This window comes from Amycolatopsis roodepoortensis, assembly GCF_014873915.1.
GTDB classification, from domain to species: Bacteria; Actinomycetota; Actinomycetes; order Mycobacteriales; family Pseudonocardiaceae; genus Amycolatopsis; species Amycolatopsis roodepoortensis.
Genome location: NZ_JADBEJ010000002.1, coordinates 136,031 through 157,335, shown reverse-complemented (window position 1 = coordinate 157,335; position 21,305 = coordinate 136,031). Strand labels below are relative to the sequence as shown.

Genomic DNA, 21,305 nt, shown 5'->3' with positions numbered 1-21,305 from the left:
ATCTTAGAGTTCGGCGCTCGCCTTCCGGCCGGTCAGCCACACCCCGCCCGCGAGGACGGCGGCGGCGACCACGACGGCCAGCGCGGTGAGCGACCACAACGCCTGGCTCGCCAGGAAAGCGGCGACGGCGCCGAAGAGGACGGCGACGAGGAGCAACGGCGTGGTCCGGACGGCTGCGGCGGCGGGGACGGTGGCCATGGGAGCTTTCCCTTCGGGGTGGGGCGCGGAACACTCGGTTTTCGCGGAGGAGACCGCGCCGGGCAGGCGGCCTTACGCCGAGCAGGGCACGGATCACCCTTCCGGGCGAGATATCGGCGTGGCGGCTAGCGTCACGCCTGGAACGACTTCGAGGGAAAGGCGGCTCGCGGTGGAGAAGTGGGCGGAGCAGGTCGGCAGGATCCGGGTCATCGGAACCGGGGTGATGGGCCGGGGCATCGTCCAGCTCGCCGTGACGGCGGGGCTCGAGGTCGAGCTCGCCGACGCCCGGCCCGACGCGGTCGGCGAGGCCATCGAGCACGTCGGCGCGATGCTCGGCAAGCTCGCTTCGAAGGGCAAGATCAGCGAGGAAGCCGCCGAGTCGGCCAGGGGCAGGCTGATCGCGGCCGAGGGCCCGCTGGCCCCCGCCGACGGCGTCGACCTGGTCGTCGAGGCGGTGCGCGAGGACCTGGAGATCAAACGCACGCTGTTCGCCGAACTGGAGCGCGTGTGCGGGCCGGACACGGTGTTCGCCACCAACACCAGCTCGCTCTCGGTGACCGAGATCGGGGCCGCGCTGACCGATCCCGGCCGCTTGCTGGGCCTCCACTTCTTCAACCCGGTCCCGCTGATGCGGCTGGTCGAGGTCGTGCCCGGCGCGCGGACCGCCGCCTGGCTGCCGCCCGCCGTGACCGAACTCGTCCGCGGCTGGGGACACGAACCCGTCCTCGCCCGCGACGCGCCGGGCTTCCTCGTCAACCACGCCGGCCGCGGACTGGGCACGGAGGCGCTGCAGATCCTCGCCGAAGGGATCGCGAGCCCGGCCGAGGTGGACCGCATCGCCCGTGACGTGCTCGGCCTGAAACTCGGCCCGTTCGAACTGCTCGACCTAACCGGCCTCGACGTCTCGCACGCGGTGCTCGAAAGCATCTGGAGCGGTTTCCACGGCGAACCGCGGCTGCGGCCGTCGTGGCTGACGCGCCCCCGCGTCGCCGCCGGGTTGTTCGGCCGCAAGAACGGCGAAGGCTTCTACTCCTATGTCGACGGACAGCAGCAGGTCGAGCCGGAACCGGCCGCGCCGGAGGCCCCGGCCACACCGGTGTGGGTCGACGACGAACGGCTCGGCACGCTGCTCTCTTCGGCCGGGATCCAGGTCGTGCACTCCGCCTACCCGGACACCGTCCTGATCGTCAGCCCGATCGGTTCGTCCACTGTGGACGCCGCGCGCGCGGCGGGCCTCCCGGCGGAGCGGGTCGTCGGCGTCGACCCGCTCGGCGGCTACAGGAAACGCCTGACACTTTCGGTCCACCCCGCGCTCGACCCGGCCGCCGGCCGCACCGCCTGGGGCGCACTCGCCGCGACCGGCCTGCCGGTGACCGTGGTCCGCGACGGTCCCGCGCCGATCGCGCAGCGACTGCTGGCGTCGATCGTCAACACCGCCTGCTTCATCGCCGGGCAGCGGCTCGCGACGCCGGAGGACATCGACACCGCCGTCCGGCTCGGCCTCGGCTACCCGCGCGGACCGCTGACCTGGGGCGACGAAACGGGCGCGGAGCTCGTGTTGCGGGTCCTGCGCGGGCTCGTCGCGAGCACCGGCGACCAGCGCTACCGGCCGAGCGCCTGGCTCACCGAACGCGTCGCGCTCGGCCTGCCGCTCGCCTCGACCGGAACCACCCCCGCCGATCTGCTCCGCTGAGACCCCGAAGCGCGTGAAGGCCCCAGCCGAGTGAAGGGGCCTTCACGCGCGGATCACCAGCGGCGGTCGGTCACCGCGCCGGTGGTGCCGTTCCAGAACACGTAGCCGCCCTGGAAGTTGTTCCGCCGTCCACCGGAGACGGAGAACTCGTCGCTGGTCGGGTAGCGCAGGTACGAATGCTCCCAGCCGAGCGCGGCCCAGCGCTGCCGGATCGCCCCGTAGACCCCCTGTGCGTCGGTCGACGGAGTCCAGTAGATGGAGCCGCCCTTGGTGAAGTGGTTGTAGCGGCCGACGCCGTCCGGCGTGGGGGTCTCGTCGGTGGTCGGGTACCCCATCGGCCCGTGCTCCCAGCCGAGCGCCGCCCACTTGACCCGGATACGACCCCAGACCGCACGCGCGTCCGTCTGCAGGGTGTAGTAGATCGACGCGTTCTTGCTGAAATGGTTGTAGCGCGCGACACCGTCCGGCGTACCCATTTCGTCGGTGGCCGGATATCCCATCGGACCGTGCTCCCAGCCGAGCGCCGCCCACTTCCGCCGGATCATGCCGTAGACCGCGTGCGCGCCGGTTCCGACGGTGTAGTAGATCGACGCCTGCATGACGCCGGGCCAGACCGGGAAGTGGTTGTACCGGCCGACACCGTCCGGAGTGGACTGTTCGTCGGTCGCGGGCGGGCCGAACTTCACGTGCCCGCCGGCGGCGAGGTACATCTTGAGGATCTCGCCCTCGATCTGCCGCACGCCCGTGTCCTTCGACCAGTACAGCCGTCCGCGCTCGTAGGTGCGGAAGCGGACCGTCCCGTCGACGGCCTCGGGCGCGGTCGGCGCGCCGAGCCGTTGCGCCAGCGCGGGTTCGTCGCGGTAGCGCCTGTCGATCGGGGTGCTGTAGTTCGCCGTGATCGTCTGGTCGGCGGCGCCCATGGTGATGGTGGTGAGCCGGGCGGCGGCCCCGGTGGACCAGCCGGTGAAGGTCGACGCGCCGTCCGAAGCGACCTCGGCCGCCTGGATCTCCACGGTCGCGCCTTCGGCCACCATCGCCGACGCCGCCCCGCCTTCCGCGGTGATGCCGAGCGCCGCGGCGACGTTGCCGGTGAGAGTGAGCCGGTGCTCGCGAGGCTTCGCCACGTAGGTCTTCAAGACCGTGACCCCGGCGCTGTCGGTCGCCGACGCGGTGAACTCCAGGTTGGAGTCCGTGTGATCGGTGAACGGCATGGCGAACGCGGGGCCGGTGCCGCTTTCGGCCGGATGCGCGTGGCAGACCGCGTTCTCCGGGCAGTGCCGGACCAGGGTGGTCCAGGTGACCGGCAGATCGCCGTCCTCGACGTCGATGACGGTCGCGCCGACCTCGACCTCCTCGCCGACCGCGAACAGGCTGCCGCCGGGATCGGTCATGGTCAGCTTCGGCGAGTGGTTCCCGGGCGCCACGGCGATGTTCGTGCTCCCCGACGCCTGCAAGCCGTCCTTCACCGTCAGTTCGGCGGTGAACCTCTCGGTCCCGGCCGCGTAGGTGTGGCTGACCTTCTCCCCGGTGCCGGTGGTGCCGTCGCCGAAGTCCCATTCGTAGGTCAGCCGGTCGCCGTCGAAGTCGTACGAACCGCTGCCGTCGAAGGAGACCGTGCGGGTTCCGGGGTTCGTCTCGGAAGTGGCGACCGCGATCGGCGCCTTGTTCCCGGTGGTGTAGCTGAGCCGCCGCAGCAGGCCGGTGTAGATGTCGGCGTAGACGATGTCGCCGTTGGCCGCGGCCGCGAACTTGACCGGCCCGCCGATACCGCTGAACTTCGGCGGCGTCTCCGGCGGACGGACGACGCGGCCCTGCGTGTCGTACTTCGCCGTCCACAGCTTCTGCGTGGCGTAGTCGCCGAAGAAGTACGCACCAAGGTATTCCTCGGGATACGACTCTCCATTGTAGACAATGCCGCCGGTGACGCTGTTGCCGTTGTCGGGGCCCTGGCCGTGCGGGATCGCCAGCATCGGCGGGGTGTTCACGGCCGAAGCGCATTGCGGCATGGCGGAGTAACCGTCGGTCCGCTGGTTCCCCTCGAAGCACGGCCAACCGTGGTTCGCGCCCTTCTGGACGAAGCCGACCTCTTCCCACGTGCCCCAGCCGACGTCACCGACCACCGGGAGACCGGTGCTCGCGTCGATGCTGAACCGGAACGGGCTGCGGAAACCGGTCGCGAAAACCTTGGAGCGCACGGAATCCGGGTTCGCGGCGGCGTAGTAGGGGTTGTCCGGTACACCGGCACCGTCGGAGGTGACGTGGAAGATCTTGCCGTAGATCGTGTCGAGGTCGTACACGTTGAGCGCGAACGGATCCGCCGCGCCCTGGAAGCGGGCGCTGTCGCCGATCGAGACCCACACCGTGCCGTCGGGGGCGGCGACGACACCGGTGATGCCGTGGACGTCGGTGTTTCCGGGGCCTTCGATCAGGATCTTCTCGCCGGTCAACCCGGTCGGTTCCGCGGCGCCGGACACCGTCCAGCTCGACGCCCGCAGGACGAACCCGCCACCGGCCTGATTCACCGCGCGCGCCGTGTAGATCTTGCGCGAAGTCGCGAAGTCGGGCGCGATCGCGATGCCGGTCAAGCCCAGGTCACTGGCGGTCCGGACGTCGGTCAGGTTCGCGATTTCCCTGATCCGGCCGGTGGTGGACACCCAAGCGACCTTGCCCGCCTTGCCAGTGGTCAGGATCGAGCCGTCGGGCAGGTAGGCGAAGTCGGTCAGGTCGTACGGCGCCTGCCCGCTCTGCTGGTCACGCAGGACGAAGCCGGACGGCAACAGCGGCGCCGCGGCCGCCGGAGTGGACGTCGACGGCACCAGCACGGTCGCCAGCAGCACCACCGCGACGGCTTGACAGAGCGCACGGAATCTCGAAGGCATGGGTGGGCCCCTTTCCCCAGTCGAACGTCCAATCGACCGGGCCCACCTGCGCATTTCACTCTTTCGAGTGGCTTGATTGAACCGTAATCACCACCGCCGGTCGATCACCTGGCCCGTGCTCCGGTTCCAGGTGACGTAACCGCCCTGGAAGCTGTTCTGCCGTCCGATGGGGATGCCGAACTCGTCCGTCGTCGGGTAGCGCAGGTACGACCGCTCCCAGCCGAGCGCGGCCCAGCGCTGCCGGATCGCCCCGTAGACCCCGTGCGCGCCGGTCGACGGCGTCCAATAGATCGAGCCACCCTTGGTGAAGTGGTTGAAGCGGCCCACACCGTCGGGTGTGCCTGACTCGTCGGTGGTCGGGTATCCCATCGGCCCGTGCTCCCAGCCGAGCGCCGCCCAGCGCTGCCGGATCGCCCCGTAGATCCCGTGCGCGTCGGTCGACGGCGTCCAGTAGATGGAACTGCCCTTGGTGAAGTGGTTGTACCGCCCCACACCGTCGGGTGTGCCTGACTCATCGGTGGTCGGGTACCCCATCGGCCCGTGCTCCCAGCCGAGCGCCGCCCACTTGACCCGGATACGACCCCAGACCGCACGCGCGTCCGTCTGCAGGGTGTAGTAGATCGACGCGTTCTTGCTGAAATGGTTGAAGCGGCCGACACCGTCCGGAGTGCCCATTTCGTCGGTCGTCGGGTATCCCATCGGCCCGTGCTCCCACCCGAGCGCGGCCCATTTGACCCGGATCCGCCCGTAAACCGCGTGCGCGCCGGTCGACGGGGTCCAGTAGATCGACGACGGCCCCGGGCCCGGCCGGTACGGGAAGTGGTTGTACCGGCCGACTCCGTCCGGCGTGGCGGTCTCGTCCGTCGCCGGCGGCCCGAACGTCCGATGCCCGCCCAGCGCGAGATACCGCGCCAGGATTTCGCCCTCAATCTGCTTCACTCCGGTCTCGGCGCTCCAGTAGAGCCTGCCGTTCGCGTACGGCCGGTAGCGCACGGGCCCGTCGGCGACCTCCGGCCCGGCGGGCGCGCCGAGTCGTTGCCGCAGCGCGGGTTCCGCCTGGTAGCGCTGGTCGATCGGGGTGAGGTAGTTCGCGGTCAGGGTCAGGTCGCCCGCCGGGACGGTGACGGTCACCGTGCGCGTGGTCCTCCCGTCGGACCAGTTCGCGAACTTCGAAACGCCGTCGGCGGCGATCTCGTCCGCCACGACCTCGAACGTCGCACCCTCGGTCACCATCGCGGTGTTGACCCCGCCTTCCGCCGGGATGCTCACCGCCGCCGGGACACTGGCGGCCAGGGACAACCGGTGTTCGCGCGGCATGGCGACGTAGGTCCTGCTCGCCGTCATGCCGGCGCTGTCAGTCACCGTCGCGGTGATCTCGACCCGGGAATCCTGGTGATCGGTGAAGGGCACGGTGAAAACCGGTCCGCCACCCGGCGAGCCGGGATGCGCGTGGCAGGTCGATTCCTCCGGGCAATGGCGGATCAGCGTGCTCCACGAGACCGGCAGCGCGCCGTCCTCGGCGTCGGTGGCCGTCGCCTCGACGACGACCGGTTCCCCGACGGCGAACGTCCGCGAACCGGGATCCGTCAGCACCGGTTCCGGCGAATGGTTTCCGGGCACCACGACGACGTCGGTGCTCGCGGACGCGCCGAGCCGATCGGTGACGGTGAGACGCGCGGACGCCCGTTCGACCCCGGCGCCGTAGGCGTGGGTCACACGGACACCGGTCTGGCTCGTGCCGTCACCGAAATCCCAGTGGTACGTCAGCGGATCGCCGTCGAAATCGTAGGAACCGGCACCGTCGAAGGTCACCGTCCGCGTCGACGGTTCGGTGCTCGACGCCGCCACCGCCACCGGTTCGGCGTTCGTCCCCGGATAGCTGAGCCGACGCAGGTTCCCGGTGTGGATGTCGGCGAAGACGATGTCCCCGTTGGCCGCGGCCGCGAACTCGACCGGGCCGCCGACGCCGGTGAACTTCGGCGGCCGCTCGGGCGCGCGGACGAGCCTGCCCTGGCTGTCGTAGGTCATCGTCCAGATCTTCTGCGTGACGTAGTCCCCGAAGAAGAACGTGCCGTGGTATTCGTCCGGATAGGACGATCCACTGTAGACGATCCCCGCGGTGACGCTGTTCCCTTCGTCGGCACCGGAACCGTGGTGGTACGCGGTGATCGGCGCCGTGTTGACCACCCCCGCGCAACCGGCGAGCCCGGAATATCCCGGCGTGGGGGCGTTTCCTTCCCAGCAGGGCCAAGCGTGGTTCGCCCCCGGCCGCACGACGTCCACCTCTTCCCAGGTGTTCCAGCCGACGTCCCCGACGACCGGAAGGCCGAGCCGCGGGTCCAGGGAGAACCGGAACGGGCTGCGGAAACCGCCGGCGAAGACCTTGGAGCGATTGGCATTCGGCGCCGCGGCGGAGTAGTACGGGTTGCCGGGGACGCCGGCGCCGTCCGGGGTGACATGCAGGATCTTGCCGTAAAGCTGATCGAGGTCGAGTGAGCGAAGCGCGCCGGGATCCACGCGGGTGAAGTCGGCGGCGTCACCGATGGAAATCCACAAGGTCCCGTCGGGCGCCGCGACGAGCCCGCTGATGCCGTGGACGTCGTGGAACCCGGGAAGGTCGACGAGCACCCGTTCGTTCGCGAGCCCCGTGGGGACGTCGGTGCCGGTCACCGTCCAGCGCGCCACCCGCATGATGAACGCGCCGCCGCTCGTGTCGAACGACCACGTGAGGTAGATCTGGCGCGAGGTGGCGAAATCCGGGGCGACGGCCAAGCCGACGAGGCCGAGGTCCCCGTCGTCGTGGACGGGAAGGTTCGCGATCGTCCGCGCCTGCCCGGTGGCGGGCACCCAGGCGACCTTGCCGCTCTTGCCGATACTGAGCACCGAACCGTCGGGCAGATAAGCGAAATCGGTCAGATCGAAGGCGGCTTGACCGCTCGGCTGATCACGCAGCACGAAACCCGACGGCAAGGTGGGCGCTGCCGCCGCTTCCGGCGCGCCCACCCATCCCGGGAGAAGCAGGATTGAAACCGACAGTACGGCGAACAGGCGAACTAGTGCCCGGCTTCTGATCATCTGCGCTTCCCTGCTTCCGGCGTGTCATGGCACGTCGCCGGAAGCGGGGAAGTCATTGCCGTCGGGAGCTTTCATTTATCTCAAAGCAATCGAACCGCAATGATCGTCACGCGGTGCAGCGATCAGGGCACGACCTGTACGACGCCGCCCTTCTGCAGCAACGTGAAGTACTTCTGCGAAGCCGCCGCGGACAGGTGGATGCAGCCGTGCGAGTACACCGTGAGGCTGCCGGTGTGGAACGCGATACCCGGCAGGAAGAACACGGAGTTCGGCATCGGCGCGTCGAACTGCTTCGAGTGGTAGTTCTTGACCTTGGCCGAAACGTGGAAGACACCCATCGGCGTGGCGTAGCCCTTCTTGCCGGGCAGCTGCTTGACCGGGCCGTAGATGACCTTGCCGTCCTGCAGCAGCCACGTCTTCAGCGCCGAGAGGTCGACGCAAGCGCTCACACCCGGCGAGGCCAGCGCGGCCTTGCACGGTACGTCGGCGGCGTTCGGGGCGGGCTTGGGCGTCGGCTTCGGCGTGGGTTTCGGCTTGGGCTTCGAGGACGTCGGCTTCGGCGTGGAGCTGCTGCTGCTCGGCGTCGGTGTCGGCGTCGCGGACGAGGTCGACGGTGTCTGAGACGACACAGACGGCGCCGACGTGGTCGTGGACCCGCCCTGAGCGACGCCACCGCCACCGGGCGCGCCGCCACCGGTGTTGCCGGAACACGCGGTCAGCACCAGCGCGGTGGCCAGTGCGGTCACCCCCACCAGGATCTTCTTCACGACCCGCACCCCCGTTGTCCGTAGTCCGTCCGACATGGGTAAAGACGGAGCTCACCCGTCCGGGGTTGTTGATCGGATGGTCACGATCGCGTCTCAGGGCACGCGGCCGACGACCCGCGCGTACATCCGGCCCGGATTGGCGCCTTCGTCCAGATATCCGGGCAGCGGCGGGAGGTCCCGCGCGAACCCGGCCAGCCTGCCGAACAGTTCGTTCGCGTCGGCGGGGCGCCGTTCCGGGTCCTTCTCCAGCAGATCCGCGAGCAGGTCGTTCAGTCCACGCGGGACACCGTCCACTTCGGCCGGACTCTCCTTGACCTGTTTCTCGAACACCGCGTACGCCGTCGGCCCGGTGAACAGCTGCCTGCCGGTCAGCATTTCGTGCAGGACGCAGCCCAGCGCGTACAGATCGCTGCGTGGCCCGGCGATCCCGCGCTGGATCTGCTCGGGCGCCATGTAGGCGGGGGTGCCGAGGATCTGCCCGGCGCGGGTGAACTGGGCGACGTCGGTCTCGCGCAGCATCGCGAGCCCGAAGTCGAGCACCTTCACGCTGCCGTCGGGGCACAGCATCAGGTTGGTGGGTTTGAGATCGCGATGGCAGATGGACAGCGCGTGCGCGGCGGACAGCACGGCGCACGCCTGCGCGGCGATCGCGGCCGCCCACGGCACCGGTAGCGGACCGTGTTCGGCGGCGAGGTCGGCGACGGTCACGCCTTCGATGAACTGCATGACCTGGTACAACCGCTCGTCGTAGGTGCCGAAGTCGTAGAGCGTCGGCGCGCCCGCGTGTTCCAGGGTCGCGAGGATCCGCGCCTCACGGATGAACCGTTGTTCGAGCTCGGCGTCCGGACCGCCGGGAAGCCCGAGGAACTTCACCGCCACGCGGCGGCCGAGATGCCGGTCGTGGCCGGCGTAGACCGCGCCCATCCCACCCCGGCCGAGCGGCAGCTCGTCGAGTTCGTAACGGTCCGCGATCAGCACCTAGTTCCCCGGCCTCAGTTGACCTTCCGTCAGTCCCGTCAAGCCTAGCCTCACCAGCTCCAGGCCCGATTCCGCCGCCTCACGGAGCGCGGCCTCGAAGGCGGCGAGCCGGGTGAACGCCTCGCCGTGTGCGCGCTGCGCCTCGATCGGCAGGCGCGGGATCCGGGTGCGCTTGAGGTCGATCCTGGTCGAAGAGGTCGGCGCGATCTGCCCCGCCGCGCGCAGGCATCCGGCGAGGAAGGCGGCGTCCAGGCGTTCGGGATCGGTGCGGTACTTCGACATCGTCGGCTCGGTCTCGACCATCTCTCCACTGTGGACATAAGCGGGAACGGAGGGCGAAGCGACCACGTCCCCCTCCGCCACCGATTCCGGCACGGTCAGCACGCCGGACTTCAGCAGCTCGCCGATCGTGACGAACGAGGGCTTCTCGTCGGACACCGCCAGCGACGGCAGTTCCGGCCGGATCCCCTCGAAATACCTGCGGACTTCGAGAAAGGCCTCACCCGCGTGTTCGTCCCGATCCTGGTACCGCGCGGGGGAAAGGTCGATCTCCTCGTCGAGCAGATCGATGATCCGGACGGTGCCAGGCACGTCGGCACCACGCAGATGTTCCTCCACTGTGGACGGATCGGTCGCCAGCAGCAGCCGGGACGGTGGCCGCTCCCCGGGTTCCGGCCGCCGCAGCAGCCACAGATCCGCGCCGCCGACCGTGACCACGGCGCGCAAGGCCCCGGCCCGCAACAGGTTCCCGCGGATCCGCCGCCCGGTGCGGCGTCCGGCGGCGGCGGGCGGCATGCGGATCGCGACCAGCCCGCCGGGTTTCACGTGCGCGAGACAGTGCTGCACCCAGGCCAGTTCCGGTTCGCCGCGCGGCGGCTGGCCGTACACCCAGCGCGGGTCGCCGACGAGTTCGTCGTAGCCCCATTCCCGTTCGTTGAACGGCGGGTCACAGACGACGGCGTCCGCGAGAACCCCCTCGAAGGAGTCCATCGACAGGGCGTCCGCCCCGTACATCTCCATGTCCGCGCCCGCGAGCAGCAGCCGGTGCGCCGCGATGCACGAGGTCGCCGGATCGCCGGTCTGGCCGAGCAGCCGGGTCCCGCCGGAGGCGAGCAGCAGTGTCCCGAGCCCGCACGCCGGGTCGAGCACCACGCCGGGCGCGGGGCCGATGAGCCGGGACACCAACGCCGCCACCGGTTCCGGTGTGACGGACAGCTGGCGTGAGTGCGCCTCGACGTAGCGCTCGCACAGGAACTCGAAGGCATCGCGCGCGCCCCGCTCGGCGGCGAAGCGGTCCAGCAGTTCGAGCAGTTCGGCGTCGTCGTACCGCGGCGACAAGGTCCACGTGTGCCGCCGCGACAGGTACGACCCCACCCGGCCGACCCGGTCGCCGAGCGCCAGATCGTCGCCGAGGTTCCGCAGCCGCTGCCAGATCCGGTCGCCGAGCGAGATCTCGACCGGTTTCCCCCGCTCACGCAGCCACTTTTCGACGGCGACCAGGGAAAAGAAGGGGCTCGACGCCGTCCCGCCGACGGGTGGCGGAAAATCGCCGTAACGTCGGCGCCAGTTGCTGACGGCGGCGCGGCCGACGCCGGCGATGCGCGCGATGTCCGCCGCGGTGACGGTGGCTTGCTCCTCCATCGCCGCATCGTAACCGACAGCGGACTATTCCAGCCCTTTGTTTGTGAACTCAGTACACAACTGCTTTACTGGGTCCCATGAGGTACACCCTTCGGTACGCCGCCGGCTCGGACGTCGGGCGGCGCCGCCAGGTCAACCAGGACTCGGTCTACGCCAGCGCCAGGATGCTGGCCGTCGCCGACGGTATCGGCGGCCAGCCGCACGGCGAGGTGGCCAGCGCCGAGGCTGTGGGCGTCCTGTCCCGGCTCGACAAGGACCTCCACGGTTTCGACCTCGCGGACGTCGACCTGGTCGAGGTGCTCTCCGGCGGCCTTCGCGCCATCGACGACCGGCTCGCCGCGACGGCCGAGCAGGAGCCCGAGACGCGAGGCATGGGCACCACCCTGACCATGCTGCTGTTCGACGGCTCCCACTTCACGGCCGCCCACATCGGCGACTCGAAGGGCTACCTGCTGCGCGGCGGCACGCTTCAGCGCTTCACCCGCGACCACACGCTCGCGCAGGCCCTCGCGGACGACGGGCGCATCGACCCTTCGGAGGTCGAGGGACACCCTCGCGGCTCGCTGTTGATGAAGGCGCTGTTGAGCACCGGCAGCGGCGAAGCGGACATCTGGACCTTCGACGCCGCGCCCGGAGACCGTCTCCTGCTGTGCTCGGACGGGTTAACGGCAACGGTTGTCGAAACCGTTATCAAAGACGTCCTGGGGGCCTTCCAAGATCCCGCGGAGACCGTCCCGAGGCTGATCGACCTGGCCAACGAGGGCGGCGGACCGGACAACATCACCTGCGTCGTGGCCGACGTTCTCGCACCTGCTCCGGCCTGAGTCCTCGAAGCCGCGGCCGCAGGTCAGACCCGCCTTCGAGGGGACGAAAGGGCATCCGGTATCGTTCCCCACGGAGGATTGGCCGAGCGGCCTAAGGCGCACGCTTGGAAAGCGTGTTGGGTTCACGCCCTCGCAGGTTCGAATCCTGTATCCTCCGCCGTCAGCAAGGCCCCGGACGTTCCGACGTCCGGGGCCTTGTTGATTACTTAGCAGGACCTTCACTTAACAGAGTCAGTTGATCACGCTAAGTTTAATAGTGGTCGTTCCAGCCCCCGACGTCCCAAGGAGTCCGCCAAAATGGCCGGAGTCGAAGAGATCCGCGCTGGTATCGCGCTCGCGAACGAGAAGGCATCCGCGAGTATCGCCGCACTTCAGCAGGCAGCGCAGTCTCTCGAAGAAGCCCAGCTTTCGCTTTCCCAGGCCACCCAGGGCAGCACCCAGCACGAGGTGAGCCAGGCGCACGGGCTTCTCGCCGAGGCCCTGCAGGGCATCACCGGCATGCAGAGCACCATCCAGGCGGGCATCTCGTCGGCCGAGTCGTACTCGACCCGTCTCTGACATGTACCTCGAGGAGCTGCACCAGCTGCTGACGGCCGTCCAAACCGGCCTCGCCGACGGACGCGCTCACGCGGAGCGGGCCAGGAGCCTGCTCGAAGAGTCCCGGCGCGCCATCGTGGAACCCCAGGCCCAAGCCGTGCCATGGGTGCCGCCGCAGCTGGCGCAGGCCGACGAGGGAATGGAAAACCTCCTGACGCGCCTTTCCGCCGCTGACGACCTGGTCAGCGGTTACCAATCCCGCCTCTGAGATCGGCGAGCCGGTATGGGCAGCAAAGCGAGTGAACAGCGCAATCGCGTCGTTACGGCGCTCGAGCGGGTCCGGCACCAGATCGGCCTCGTCCTCGGCGCCGCCGCCGGCGCCCGCCAGTCCGCCGAGGCGGAGCTGGCCAAACTCGAACTGGAGCAGCACATAGTCCGGGTGGGGATGAACAACTCCACCTCGGACCAGTACGCCGAATGGTCCCGGCATCCCGCCGCGAACGAGGTGTTCGGCCTGCTCGGCAGCGTGCGCGGCCAGTTCTACGCGGACTGGGAAGCGGGCCCGAACGCGTTGCGCGAGCTCGTCGCGCACAACGCGCCGGGGCCCGCGAGCCAGCCGCCGGGCAACTGGCTCGGCCGCGTCGGCGGGAATCCCGGCATCACCGCGCCGGGGCTGTGGCGCGTCGGTTCGGCGACCGTTTCGGGCAAGGACGTCCCGCGCACGTTCGACGTCGCGGTACCCCTGCTCGACGAGTCGCATCTGTCCATCACGTCGGCGCCCAAGACCAGGGCCGCGGTGGACGGCATCGTGCAGAACCTGCTGATGCGGATCCTGAGCACGTTCGAGCCCGGCGCGGTGCGCGTCCACCTGTGGGACGTCGGCCAGCTGACCGCGATCCTGCCCGACCTGTATCCGTTGAGCCGCACGAGCGCGCTCACGTTGTACGACCCGGGGCGGCTCGAAGACCTCCTCGACGAGCTGGCGGGCCACATCCGCCGCATCCACGCGACCGGGATGCAGGCCGGACACACGTCGCTGCGGGAGATCCGACGGGCGAGCGGCCAGCGAGTCGAACCGTTCCGCGTCGCGGTGCTCTACGGCAACGGCGAGACCCTCGAACCGGAGCGCGCCCGCGAACTGAAACGGGTCGCCACCGGGGCACTCGCGGCCGGGATCTGCCTGATCCTGATCGACGTGCCGACCATGCTGTCGACTTCGGTCGAATCGCTGAGCCTGTACGACGAACGGCACGCGAAGAGCAGCATGACCGGCCCGGACCTCGTCGTCGATCTCGATCCGCCGATGCCGTCCGGGCAGGTCATCCGCGCCGCCGGGCGGATCGCCGAGGCGCTGATCGCCAAACAGGGCGGGCCGCGCGCGTTCGCCGACCTCCTGCCGACCGAACTGGGCAAGGAGAGCTCGGCGCGCGAACTGCGGGCGCCGGTCGGGTTCTTCGAGGGCGAGCCGGTGGAGGTCGTCATCGGCGACGCCAGCCCGCACGTGCTCATCGGCGGGCCGAGCGGTTCGGGGAAGACGAACTTCCTGTACTCGCTGCTCGGCAGCCTCGCGGCGCGGTACTCGCCGGACGAGCTCGCGCTGTACCTGCTGGACTTCAAGGAGGGCGTGTCGTTCGCCGGGCTCGCGCCGGGGCGGCGGGACGCCAGCTGGCTGCCGCACGCCAAACTCATCGGGGTCAACGTCAACACCGACCGCGAGTTCGGCCTGGCCCTGCTGCGGTTCCTCGCCGACGAGCTGCGCCGCCGGTCCGCCGCGGCGAAACTGCACGAGGTCACCAACCTCTCGGACCTGCGCGAACAGGATCCCGGCGGGCACTGGCCGCGGATCGTCGCGGTGATCGACGAATTCCAGTACCTGTTCGCCGGCCGCGACGGCGTGACCGCGACCGCGACCCAGCTGCTGGAGGACATCGCCCGGCGGGGCCGGTCTCAGGGCATCCACCTGGTGCTGGCGAGCCAGGACGTCGCCGGGATCGAGGCCTTCTGGGGCAAACCGGCGGTGTTCGAGCAGTGCACGCTGCGGATCGCGATGCCGAAGGCGCGGCGCGTGCTGGCCGAGACCAACAACGCGGCGGTCTCGGCGCCCAAGTGGCACGCGGTGATCAACCACGATTCCGGGGTGGCGCACGGAAACCAGCTCGCCCACGTGCCGGACGCGAGCACCAAGGACGTCTTCAACAAGCTGCAGCACCGGCTCTGGGAGCGATACTCGGAGTCTTTCAAGCGGCCACGGCTGTTCGACGGGGCACATTCCCCGGTGCTGGAACAGTTTCCGGCGTTCGCGGATCTGAAGCCGACGGACCGGCCGCGGGCACTGCTCGGCCAGTCCATCGACGTCGACGAGGCCGCCTGCGGGGTCGAGCTGCCGAAGGCGCCGGGACGTAACGTCGCCGTCCTCGGCGCGGCGACCGCGGAAGCACTGTCCATCATGGACTCCGCCGCCCGCTCGCTCGCCCGCCAGTATCACTGCGGGTCGGTGGAGTTCGTGCTCTCGTGCCCCATCGAGGCGTCCGTCCCCGCCGTAGCGGAACTGGTCGAACGCTTGCGCGCGGACGGACACGAGGCCACCCTTGTCGACGATCTGCCCGCCCGGGTAATCGATATCGCGGAGAATCTGTCCTCTTTGGACAAAGCGCGGGTGCTGCTGCTGTACGGCGTCGACGCGTCGATCCCCGCGCTGGAGGCGAAGGCGCCCGGACAGCTCAAGAGCGGCCTGGATCAGCTGCGGGTCTTGCTGAAGCAGGGCCCGACGCACGGCGTCCACACCATCGGCTGGTGGCGCAGCATCGCGCGGCTGAAGGACACGCTCGGTTTCGCGGGCACGGACGACATCGGGACCTGGGCGGCGTTGGACGTCCAGGGCAACGAATTGTCGCCGTTCGCCGCCGGCCAGGTCGTGCACTGGTCACCACGGCCGGGGCGGGCGCTGTTCTTCGACCGCACCACCCACGGTGCCCCTGAGGTGATCATCCCGTTCCAGCGTCCGGAAGGGCTTCTCGATGGATGACGGCATCACCGCGGCCATGCGGTACAAGGAGATCGTCGGCCTCGCGCGCGCTTCGGCGGAGAACCTGCGCAACTGGGAGATCGGCCGCGCGGACGAGCTGGAGGCACGCCTCGCCGAGGCGCACCAGGCCGTCGCGGACGCCGCCGAACGCGAGCAGCGCGCCGTCGACCGGTGCACGCGCTGGTGGAAGATGGCGCAGCACAACGTCGAAGGCCTCTCGTGGCTGCCCGACGACGAGGCCCCGCGCCCGGTGCCGACCGCGCGGCCCGGCTACCTGGAGAAGTACCTGGAAGAGGTCAAGCCCAGTTACCAGGAGCTGGTGCAGGCGGTGCTTTCCCTTGGGTGGCGCGCCAAACGCTCCTGACCTCCCGCGTGTCGTCCCTCCAATCACGCGAGTTCGCCCTCCAATCACGCGTGTGCGCCGCCTGATCACGTGAGTTACGCCTCCAATCACGCGAGTTACGCCTTCAATCACGAGAATTGCACCTCCAACCACGCGTACTCGTTGGAGGGACTCGTGACTGGATGGACGACACACGTGATCCAACGGACGACACACGTGTTTGGAGGGACGACACGCGTGATTGGGCGGACGACACGGGTGTTCGAGGGCGGAACTCGCGTGATCGGGGACGTAACTCGCGTGATCGGGGACGTAACACGCGTGATTGAGGGCGGAACTCGCGTGATTGAGGGCGCAACTCGCGTGGGTGGGGGCGTAACACGCGTGAAGGCCCCCTTCCCTCGGCTGAGCCGAGGGAAGGGGGCCTTCACGCGGGAAAGTTACGGCTTCGGCAGGTAGGGACCGAGCACCTTCTCCAGGTAGTCCGCCAGATCGTGGAAGGCGTCCTGGACGGGGTTGCCCGCGCTCGGCCGGAACCGGAGCACCTGCGGGTCGTGGTCGCTCGCCTGCTTCGCGAACTCGGCGTTCAGGTGGACGACGTCGTAGTCGAGACCGCGCGGCGCCCTCGACGCCAGGATGTGGTCCAGCACCTGCGACTGGCCCTCGAAAACGTAGCTGTACCGCTCGTTCTCGGGCAGCGTCGCGATGAGGTCCTTCAGCGCGCCACCGGCGGTCAGCGTCTCGACGGCGGGCGAGAACGGGTAGTCGTTCAGGTCGCCCGCCACGACGATGTTCGCGTTCTTGTCCGACGCGAGCAGCTTGTCGATGAAGCCACGGAGCACGGTCGCCTGCTTGGCCCGCTGCACCTCGGAACTCCGGACCGGCGGCTGGTTGCGGCCGTGGGTCGGCTGATCGCCGCCCTTGGAGTTGAAGTGGTTCGCGATGACGAACACGGTGCGGCCCTTGAAGACGAACTCGCCGACCAGGGGTTTGCGGCTGGCTTCCCACGCCTCGTTCCCGGGCTCGACCCGTCCGGGCGAGACGGTCAGGTGGGTCTTGCCGCGTTCCTTGACCACGTCGACGGGCGTGGTCGCGGTACCACCCGGCCGGTCCACAAAGGACACCCGCGCCGGGTTGAACAGGAAGCCGACGCGGATGTTGCCGCCGGGCTGGCCGCCGTCCTTGCCGTTCTCCGGGTCGATCTGGCGCCACTCGTAACGCGGGCCGCCGACGGCGACGATCGCGTCGACGAACTTCTGCAACGTCTGGTCGGCCGCCACGGTGCCGTCGTTCGCCGGCCCGTTGTTGTCCTGGATCTCCTCCAGGTTCAGGATGTCCGGCTTCGCCAGGTTGCCGACGACGGCCTTGGCCAGCTCGCCGAACTTCTCCGCACTGTCCAAAGCGGACAGGTTCTCGACGTTGTAGGTCGCCACGGCGAGCTCGCCGCTGCGCTGCGCGCGGGTGCTCTCGCGCTGCAACCCGTTGTCCTTGGCGGCGCCGAGCTTCGTCGCGAACAGCGTGTAGCCGCCGAAGTTGCTGTATTCGACCGGGCCGGACGTCTCGCCGGTGAGCACGTCGCCGGTGTTGACCTTCGGGAACGGCTGCTGGGCGAACGGGATCAGCGACGCGACCTTGAGCACGCCGGTGTTGAGCCGGTCGTAGTCCAGGTACACCGCGCCGCCACGGACGCTCGGGTTCTGCTTCGGCTTGGTGGTCACGTAAAGCTCGTTGTACGACGACGTCGGGCCGACGACGCGGGCGTCGGAGACGCTGACGATCTCGCTCTCGTGCGTCTCCCAGAAGTCCAGCGAGTACTTCGCCGGCTCCAGCGGCAACGGTTCGATGCTGCCGCCCGGCGCGGGGGCGACGGTGTCCGGGACCGTGTCCGGTGAGACGACGGTCGGTGCGGGCAAAGCGTTCCCGCTCGACTGGACCGTCCACTGTGCACTCGTCAGCTCGGTGAGCGACTGGTACGGCGAGGTCGCGGAGGCGTCCGGGTAGAACTCGCGCACGGTGCCGCCCGCGGTCACCGCGTCGCCGACGGCCACGGCGGGCGTCGTCGAGCCGGTGAAGACGAACAGGCCCTCGCTGGTGCGCGGGTCGGCGTCGGGAGCGGTGTCGGTGAGCCAGAACCCGCGCGCCGAACCGAAGCTCCGGATCGCGGTCACGACGCCGGTGACCCCGGCGACCTTCCGGTCCTTGAACGGCGAGATCCGGGTGGTGCCCTGGATTTCGTGGATCTTCGCGTCGACCGGCGGCGGGCCGGTCTCGCCCGGCGTCTCACCCTTGGCGTTGGTCGGGGTGGGCGCGCCGGAGGTGAAGTCGGCGGCGTTGTCGTCGGTGTCCGCGAGCGTCGTCCCCCTGGCGACGGAGGCGGTGTTGGACGGTGCCGGCGCCGTGGATCCCTCGCGGATGACGGCGGCCGCGCCGAAGCCGACCAGGTCCTTGATCCGGGTGTCGGCCGCGCAGTCGGCGGCCGTCTTGCAGGTCAGCGCCGTGGTGCCCTGGACGAGCGCGATGGTGCCCGCGGTCGCGGACAACGCCAGCGAACCGGTGGCGTCCGGCGTCGGCAGCGCGACGGTGCCGCCCGAGCCCTTCGCCTGCGCGATGAGATACCGCGCGCCCGCGGCGACACTGCCGGTCAGCGGCGTGACCTGCCAGCTGTTCCCCGACGCGGGCGCGTACTGGACGCTGAAGCCGTCGAGGCTCACGGCGGCCGCGCCGCGGTTGGCGAGTTCGACGAAGTCGTTGGTCAGCGTGGCGCCCGAGTTGCCGCCACCGCCGTAGACCTCGGCGATCACGGCGTCGGCGCTGGGCGCGGCGAGCGCGGCCGGAGCGGTGATGCCGCTCACGACCAGGCCGGAGGCAAGGGCCACGGTCAGGGCCCGTCTCCGGGCGGCACGACGGGAAATGGTCACGCTGAGTCCCCTTTTCACAAGATCGGTCGAGGCATACTCCCCCGAACAAGTGAAATGAGGAAGACGACAAGACAACGATTCGTCACCGCTAGCCCGTTCGGACCCTCGCGTGCGAAGATCGAGCTCCGCCGCCTGTTACGCACCAGGAGGCGTCTTCATGCGCAGACTGCTTTGCGCGATCGTCGCGGCCAGTCTCGTGATCCCCGTTCCCCCGGCGGCCGCCAAGCCACCGGAAAAGGCAGCGTTCGAAGTGATGACCCCGGCGAGCACGGTCGCATCGCGCACCGACCGGCGGCCGAACGCGGGCGGGATCTTCGATCCGGTCGCGCGCAAGACCTTCATCTCGTGGTCCGGCAAGGCCGCGGACACCTACGTCCAGGCCTACGACCATCGGACCGGCGTCTGGACGGCGCCGAGGAAGATCGCCGACGGCGAGTCCGATCCGCACAACTACCCCACGATGCTGCTGGCCGGCGACGGGCATCTGCTGATCTTCCGCGGGATGCACAACAAGCGGACCGTGCTCAGCCGCGCGCCGCTCGCGCATTCCCTCGACGGCACCTGGACCGACGTCGAGGTCCCCGAGGGTGCCGCGGCGAGCTACCCGATGCCGGTGAAGACCGTCGACGGCACGCTGTTCCTGTTCTACCGGGAGACCACGAAGGAACTGGATCCGGCGGCGGACTCCGACTTCCGCCCGATGAAGTACCTCGTTTCCCGTGACCACGGGAAGACGTGGAAGAACTCCGTGCGGCTGACCGGGAAGCCGTGGGCGTTCGGCTCGCTGGGCCGGGCCGACCACATGGACGAGATCTACGTGGGGCAGCTTCGGTACCTGCCGTCGTCCGGGCGGATCCAGTTCGTCTACACGCTCGCGGGCGGTGGGCCCGGCCAGCACAAGCACGACGTCTACCACCGGAACGTCTACTACCTGTCGTTCGACGTCCGCACCCTGCGTTTCTTCTCCGCCGCGGGCCACGACCTCGGCACGCAGGTCGACGACGCCGAACAGGAGCGGTATCTCAAGGTCGTCGAAACGCCGCTCGAACTCCCCGGCGGGCTCAAGTCGCCGGACTACATCCTGCAGGTCGGCACCCAGCGCGACGGCAAACCGTTCGTCACCTGGTTCCAGTTCGACGCCGCGGGCTCGCCGCGCGATTTCGCGGGCGCGTGGAACGGCCGGAACTGGGAAGTGCGCGAAGTCGCGAACGGGCTCCGAATGCGCGAGATCGAACAGCTCAATGGCGGCACCTGGCGCGTTTACGGAACGCGCGACGGAAAGCCGGGCATCGAAACGTTCTTGCTCGAGAACGGCCGCGGCTGGAAGCCGGAAACCTTGATCACCACACCGAAACCGGTCCAGCGTGTCGAAGTGATCACCGGTTTCCGGGACCCGGCCCGCATTCTGGCGACCGGCGCCTCCAGTGCCCGTGACGTCTCCGTGGCCGACGGTGACATTTATGTCGCGGGAACCCCGCGCAAATAGCCCATTGGGGTTCCGCTGCCTTAAATGAACCTCAAGTCCGGGTACAAGCCGGCATTCCCGGAGTTACCTTTGGCGACGTGAGCGAGGACACAATTCTCGGCTCACGTCGCCGGAGGAGGTGTCCGATGAACTGGCTCATCGTCGGTACGGCACTGGTTCTGCTGCTGAGCATCGCACTGGCCGTCGATCTGCGCGACCGGGAACGCGGCGGACGGCCGGTGGCCCATTTCGGCGGCGCGCGGCTCGACGCCGTACTACGCGAGGCTGATCTGAGCGAACGGCTTCTCGACGCTCACCGGGGAGGGTGAGCAGGGGGAACTGGGGGCGCACCGCCGGTGCACGGGACCCGTCGGGGGAGGACGGGGCCCGTACACCGGCGGTGTGTCATTTCCGCACTCGCGTGACCAGAGGCGTAACTCGCGTGACCAGAGGCGTAACTCGCGTGATCAGCGTTCGAGGTTCTGCCGCGTCTTGTACTTCCCGATGAGCGACTTCGCGCCGGCGACCGCGGCCTTCCCGGCGCCCTTCGCGCTCGCGGCCAGGAACGTCGTCCAGTCGAAGTAGTCGCGCCACAGCACGATCCGGCCGTCACGCACTTCGAACGTGCCGCACACCCAGAACTCGGCCTCCCACGAACCACGCCGCAGGACGTCGGTGCGCTCGGTCAGCACGATCGGCCCGTCGGCGGCGATGTGGTGGGTGCGCGCCTCGAACCCGCTGCCGTAACGGGCCATGGTGCGCAACTGCTTCTCCACCGCGGAAAGGCCGCGGGCGGGAGGCAGCGGGACGTTCTGATAGACGATGTCGATCGCCACGAAGCCGAGCGCCCGATCGATGTCGAACTCTTCGAGTGCCTGAAGGAAACCGGTCACCACTGTCTTCGGATCCGTCATGCCGGCCAAGGCTAATCCGATTTTGAACCGCCGGAAGGTCACAGCCGT

Annotated in this window: 16 protein-coding genes and 1 tRNA gene; 9 read left to right on the top strand and 8 right to left on the bottom strand. The window is 69.3% G+C overall.

Annotated elements, in window-relative coordinates:
• Positions 1-3: 3 nt before the first annotated feature.
• The gene (locus H4W30_RS09865; RefSeq protein WP_192742600.1) at positions 4-198 is read right to left on the bottom strand and encodes a hypothetical protein; all 195 of its coding nucleotides are present in this window, start codon (positions 196-198) and stop codon (positions 4-6) included.
• 169 nt (positions 199-367) lie between these two features.
• Between H4W30_RS09865 and H4W30_RS09860 the strand changes: the two genes are divergently transcribed.
• A complete protein-coding gene (locus H4W30_RS09860; protein ID WP_192742599.1) occupies positions 368-1,891 on the top strand; it encodes a 3-hydroxyacyl-CoA dehydrogenase in 1,524 nt (507 codons plus the stop codon).
• Positions 1,892-1,944: 53 nt separating this feature from the next.
• On the opposite strand, the gene H4W30_RS09855 is transcribed toward H4W30_RS09860, so the two are convergent.
• From H4W30_RS09855 to H4W30_RS09835, 5 genes are all read right to left on the bottom strand, one after another.
• Positions 1,945-4,770 (bottom strand): PQQ-dependent sugar dehydrogenase, encoded by a 2,826-nt coding sequence (locus H4W30_RS09855; protein ID WP_192742598.1) that lies wholly within the window; start codon positions 4,768-4,770, stop codon positions 1,945-1,947.
• 87 nt (positions 4,771-4,857) lie between these two features.
• The gene (locus H4W30_RS09850; protein ID WP_192742597.1) at positions 4,858-7,845 is read right to left on the bottom strand and encodes a PQQ-dependent sugar dehydrogenase; all 2,988 of its coding nucleotides are present in this window, start codon (positions 7,843-7,845) and stop codon (positions 4,858-4,860) included.
• A gap of 122 nt (positions 7,846-7,967) precedes the next feature.
• Entirely contained in the window at positions 7,968-8,612 is a 645-nt protein-coding gene (locus tag H4W30_RS09845) for a L,D-transpeptidase (RefSeq protein WP_192742596.1), read from the bottom strand.
• Between the two features lie 93 nt (positions 8,613-8,705).
• Positions 8,706-9,590 (bottom strand): serine/threonine-protein kinase, encoded by an 885-nt coding sequence (locus H4W30_RS09840; RefSeq protein WP_192742595.1) that lies wholly within the window; start codon positions 9,588-9,590, stop codon positions 8,706-8,708.
• Positions 9,591-11,231 (bottom strand): N-6 DNA methylase, encoded by a 1,641-nt coding sequence (locus H4W30_RS09835; protein ID WP_192742594.1) that lies wholly within the window; start codon positions 11,229-11,231, stop codon positions 9,591-9,593.
• A gap of 77 nt (positions 11,232-11,308) precedes the next feature.
• Between H4W30_RS09835 and H4W30_RS09830 the strand changes: the two genes are divergently transcribed.
• The 6 genes from H4W30_RS09830 (at position 11,309) to H4W30_RS09805 (ending at position 15,981) form a co-directional block, all read left to right on the top strand.
• Positions 11,309-12,055, top strand: a complete 747-nt coding sequence (locus H4W30_RS09830; RefSeq protein ID WP_192742593.1) for a PP2C family protein-serine/threonine phosphatase — start codon at positions 11,309-11,311, stop codon at positions 12,053-12,055.
• A 72-nt stretch (positions 12,056-12,127) separates the two neighbouring features.
• A tRNA-Ser gene (locus H4W30_RS09825) sits at positions 12,128-12,212 on the top strand.
• A 140-nt stretch (positions 12,213-12,352) separates the two neighbouring features.
• Complete coding sequence (locus H4W30_RS09820) at positions 12,353-12,613, top strand: hypothetical protein (RefSeq protein WP_005167132.1); 261 nt, start codon at positions 12,353-12,355, stop codon at positions 12,611-12,613.
• 1 nt (position 12,614) lies between these two features.
• Positions 12,615-12,860, top strand: coding sequence for a hypothetical protein (locus H4W30_RS09815; RefSeq protein ID WP_016337967.1), 246 nt, complete (start codon positions 12,615-12,617; stop codon positions 12,858-12,860).
• Positions 12,861-12,875: 15 nt separating this feature from the next.
• Positions 12,876-15,617 (top strand): FtsK/SpoIIIE domain-containing protein, encoded by a 2,742-nt coding sequence (locus H4W30_RS09810; RefSeq protein WP_192742592.1) that lies wholly within the window; start codon positions 12,876-12,878, stop codon positions 15,615-15,617.
• Positions 15,610-15,981 carry a hypothetical protein gene (locus tag H4W30_RS09805; RefSeq protein ID WP_126737551.1) on the top strand — a complete coding sequence of 124 codons (372 nt, stop codon included), beginning with the start codon at positions 15,610-15,612 and terminating at the stop codon, positions 15,979-15,981. Before H4W30_RS09810 ends, H4W30_RS09805 begins: the two co-directional genes overlap by 8 nt.
• Positions 15,982-16,400: 419 nt before the next feature.
• Here H4W30_RS09805 and H4W30_RS09800 read toward each other — a convergent pair whose 3' ends face one another.
• Entirely contained in the window at positions 16,401-18,878 is a 2,478-nt protein-coding gene (locus tag H4W30_RS09800; RefSeq protein WP_318780576.1) for an endonuclease/exonuclease/phosphatase family protein, read from the bottom strand.
• A gap of 157 nt (positions 18,879-19,035) precedes the next feature.
• On the opposite strand from H4W30_RS09800, the gene H4W30_RS09795 reads away from it, so the two are divergent.
• Complete coding sequence (locus tag H4W30_RS09795; protein WP_192742591.1) at positions 19,036-20,364, top strand: BNR-4 repeat-containing protein; 1,329 nt, start codon at positions 19,036-19,038, stop codon at positions 20,362-20,364.
• A 125-nt stretch (positions 20,365-20,489) separates the two neighbouring features.
• Entirely contained in the window at positions 20,490-20,672 is a 183-nt protein-coding gene (locus H4W30_RS09790; protein WP_126737549.1) for a hypothetical protein, read from the top strand.
• 138 nt (positions 20,673-20,810) lie between these two features.
• On the opposite strand, the gene H4W30_RS09785 is transcribed toward H4W30_RS09790, so the two are convergent.
• The gene (locus H4W30_RS09785) at positions 20,811-21,257 is read right to left on the bottom strand and encodes a limonene-1,2-epoxide hydrolase family protein (protein ID WP_192742590.1); all 447 of its coding nucleotides are present in this window, start codon (positions 21,255-21,257) and stop codon (positions 20,811-20,813) included.
• Positions 21,258-21,305: the final 48 nt, after the last annotated feature.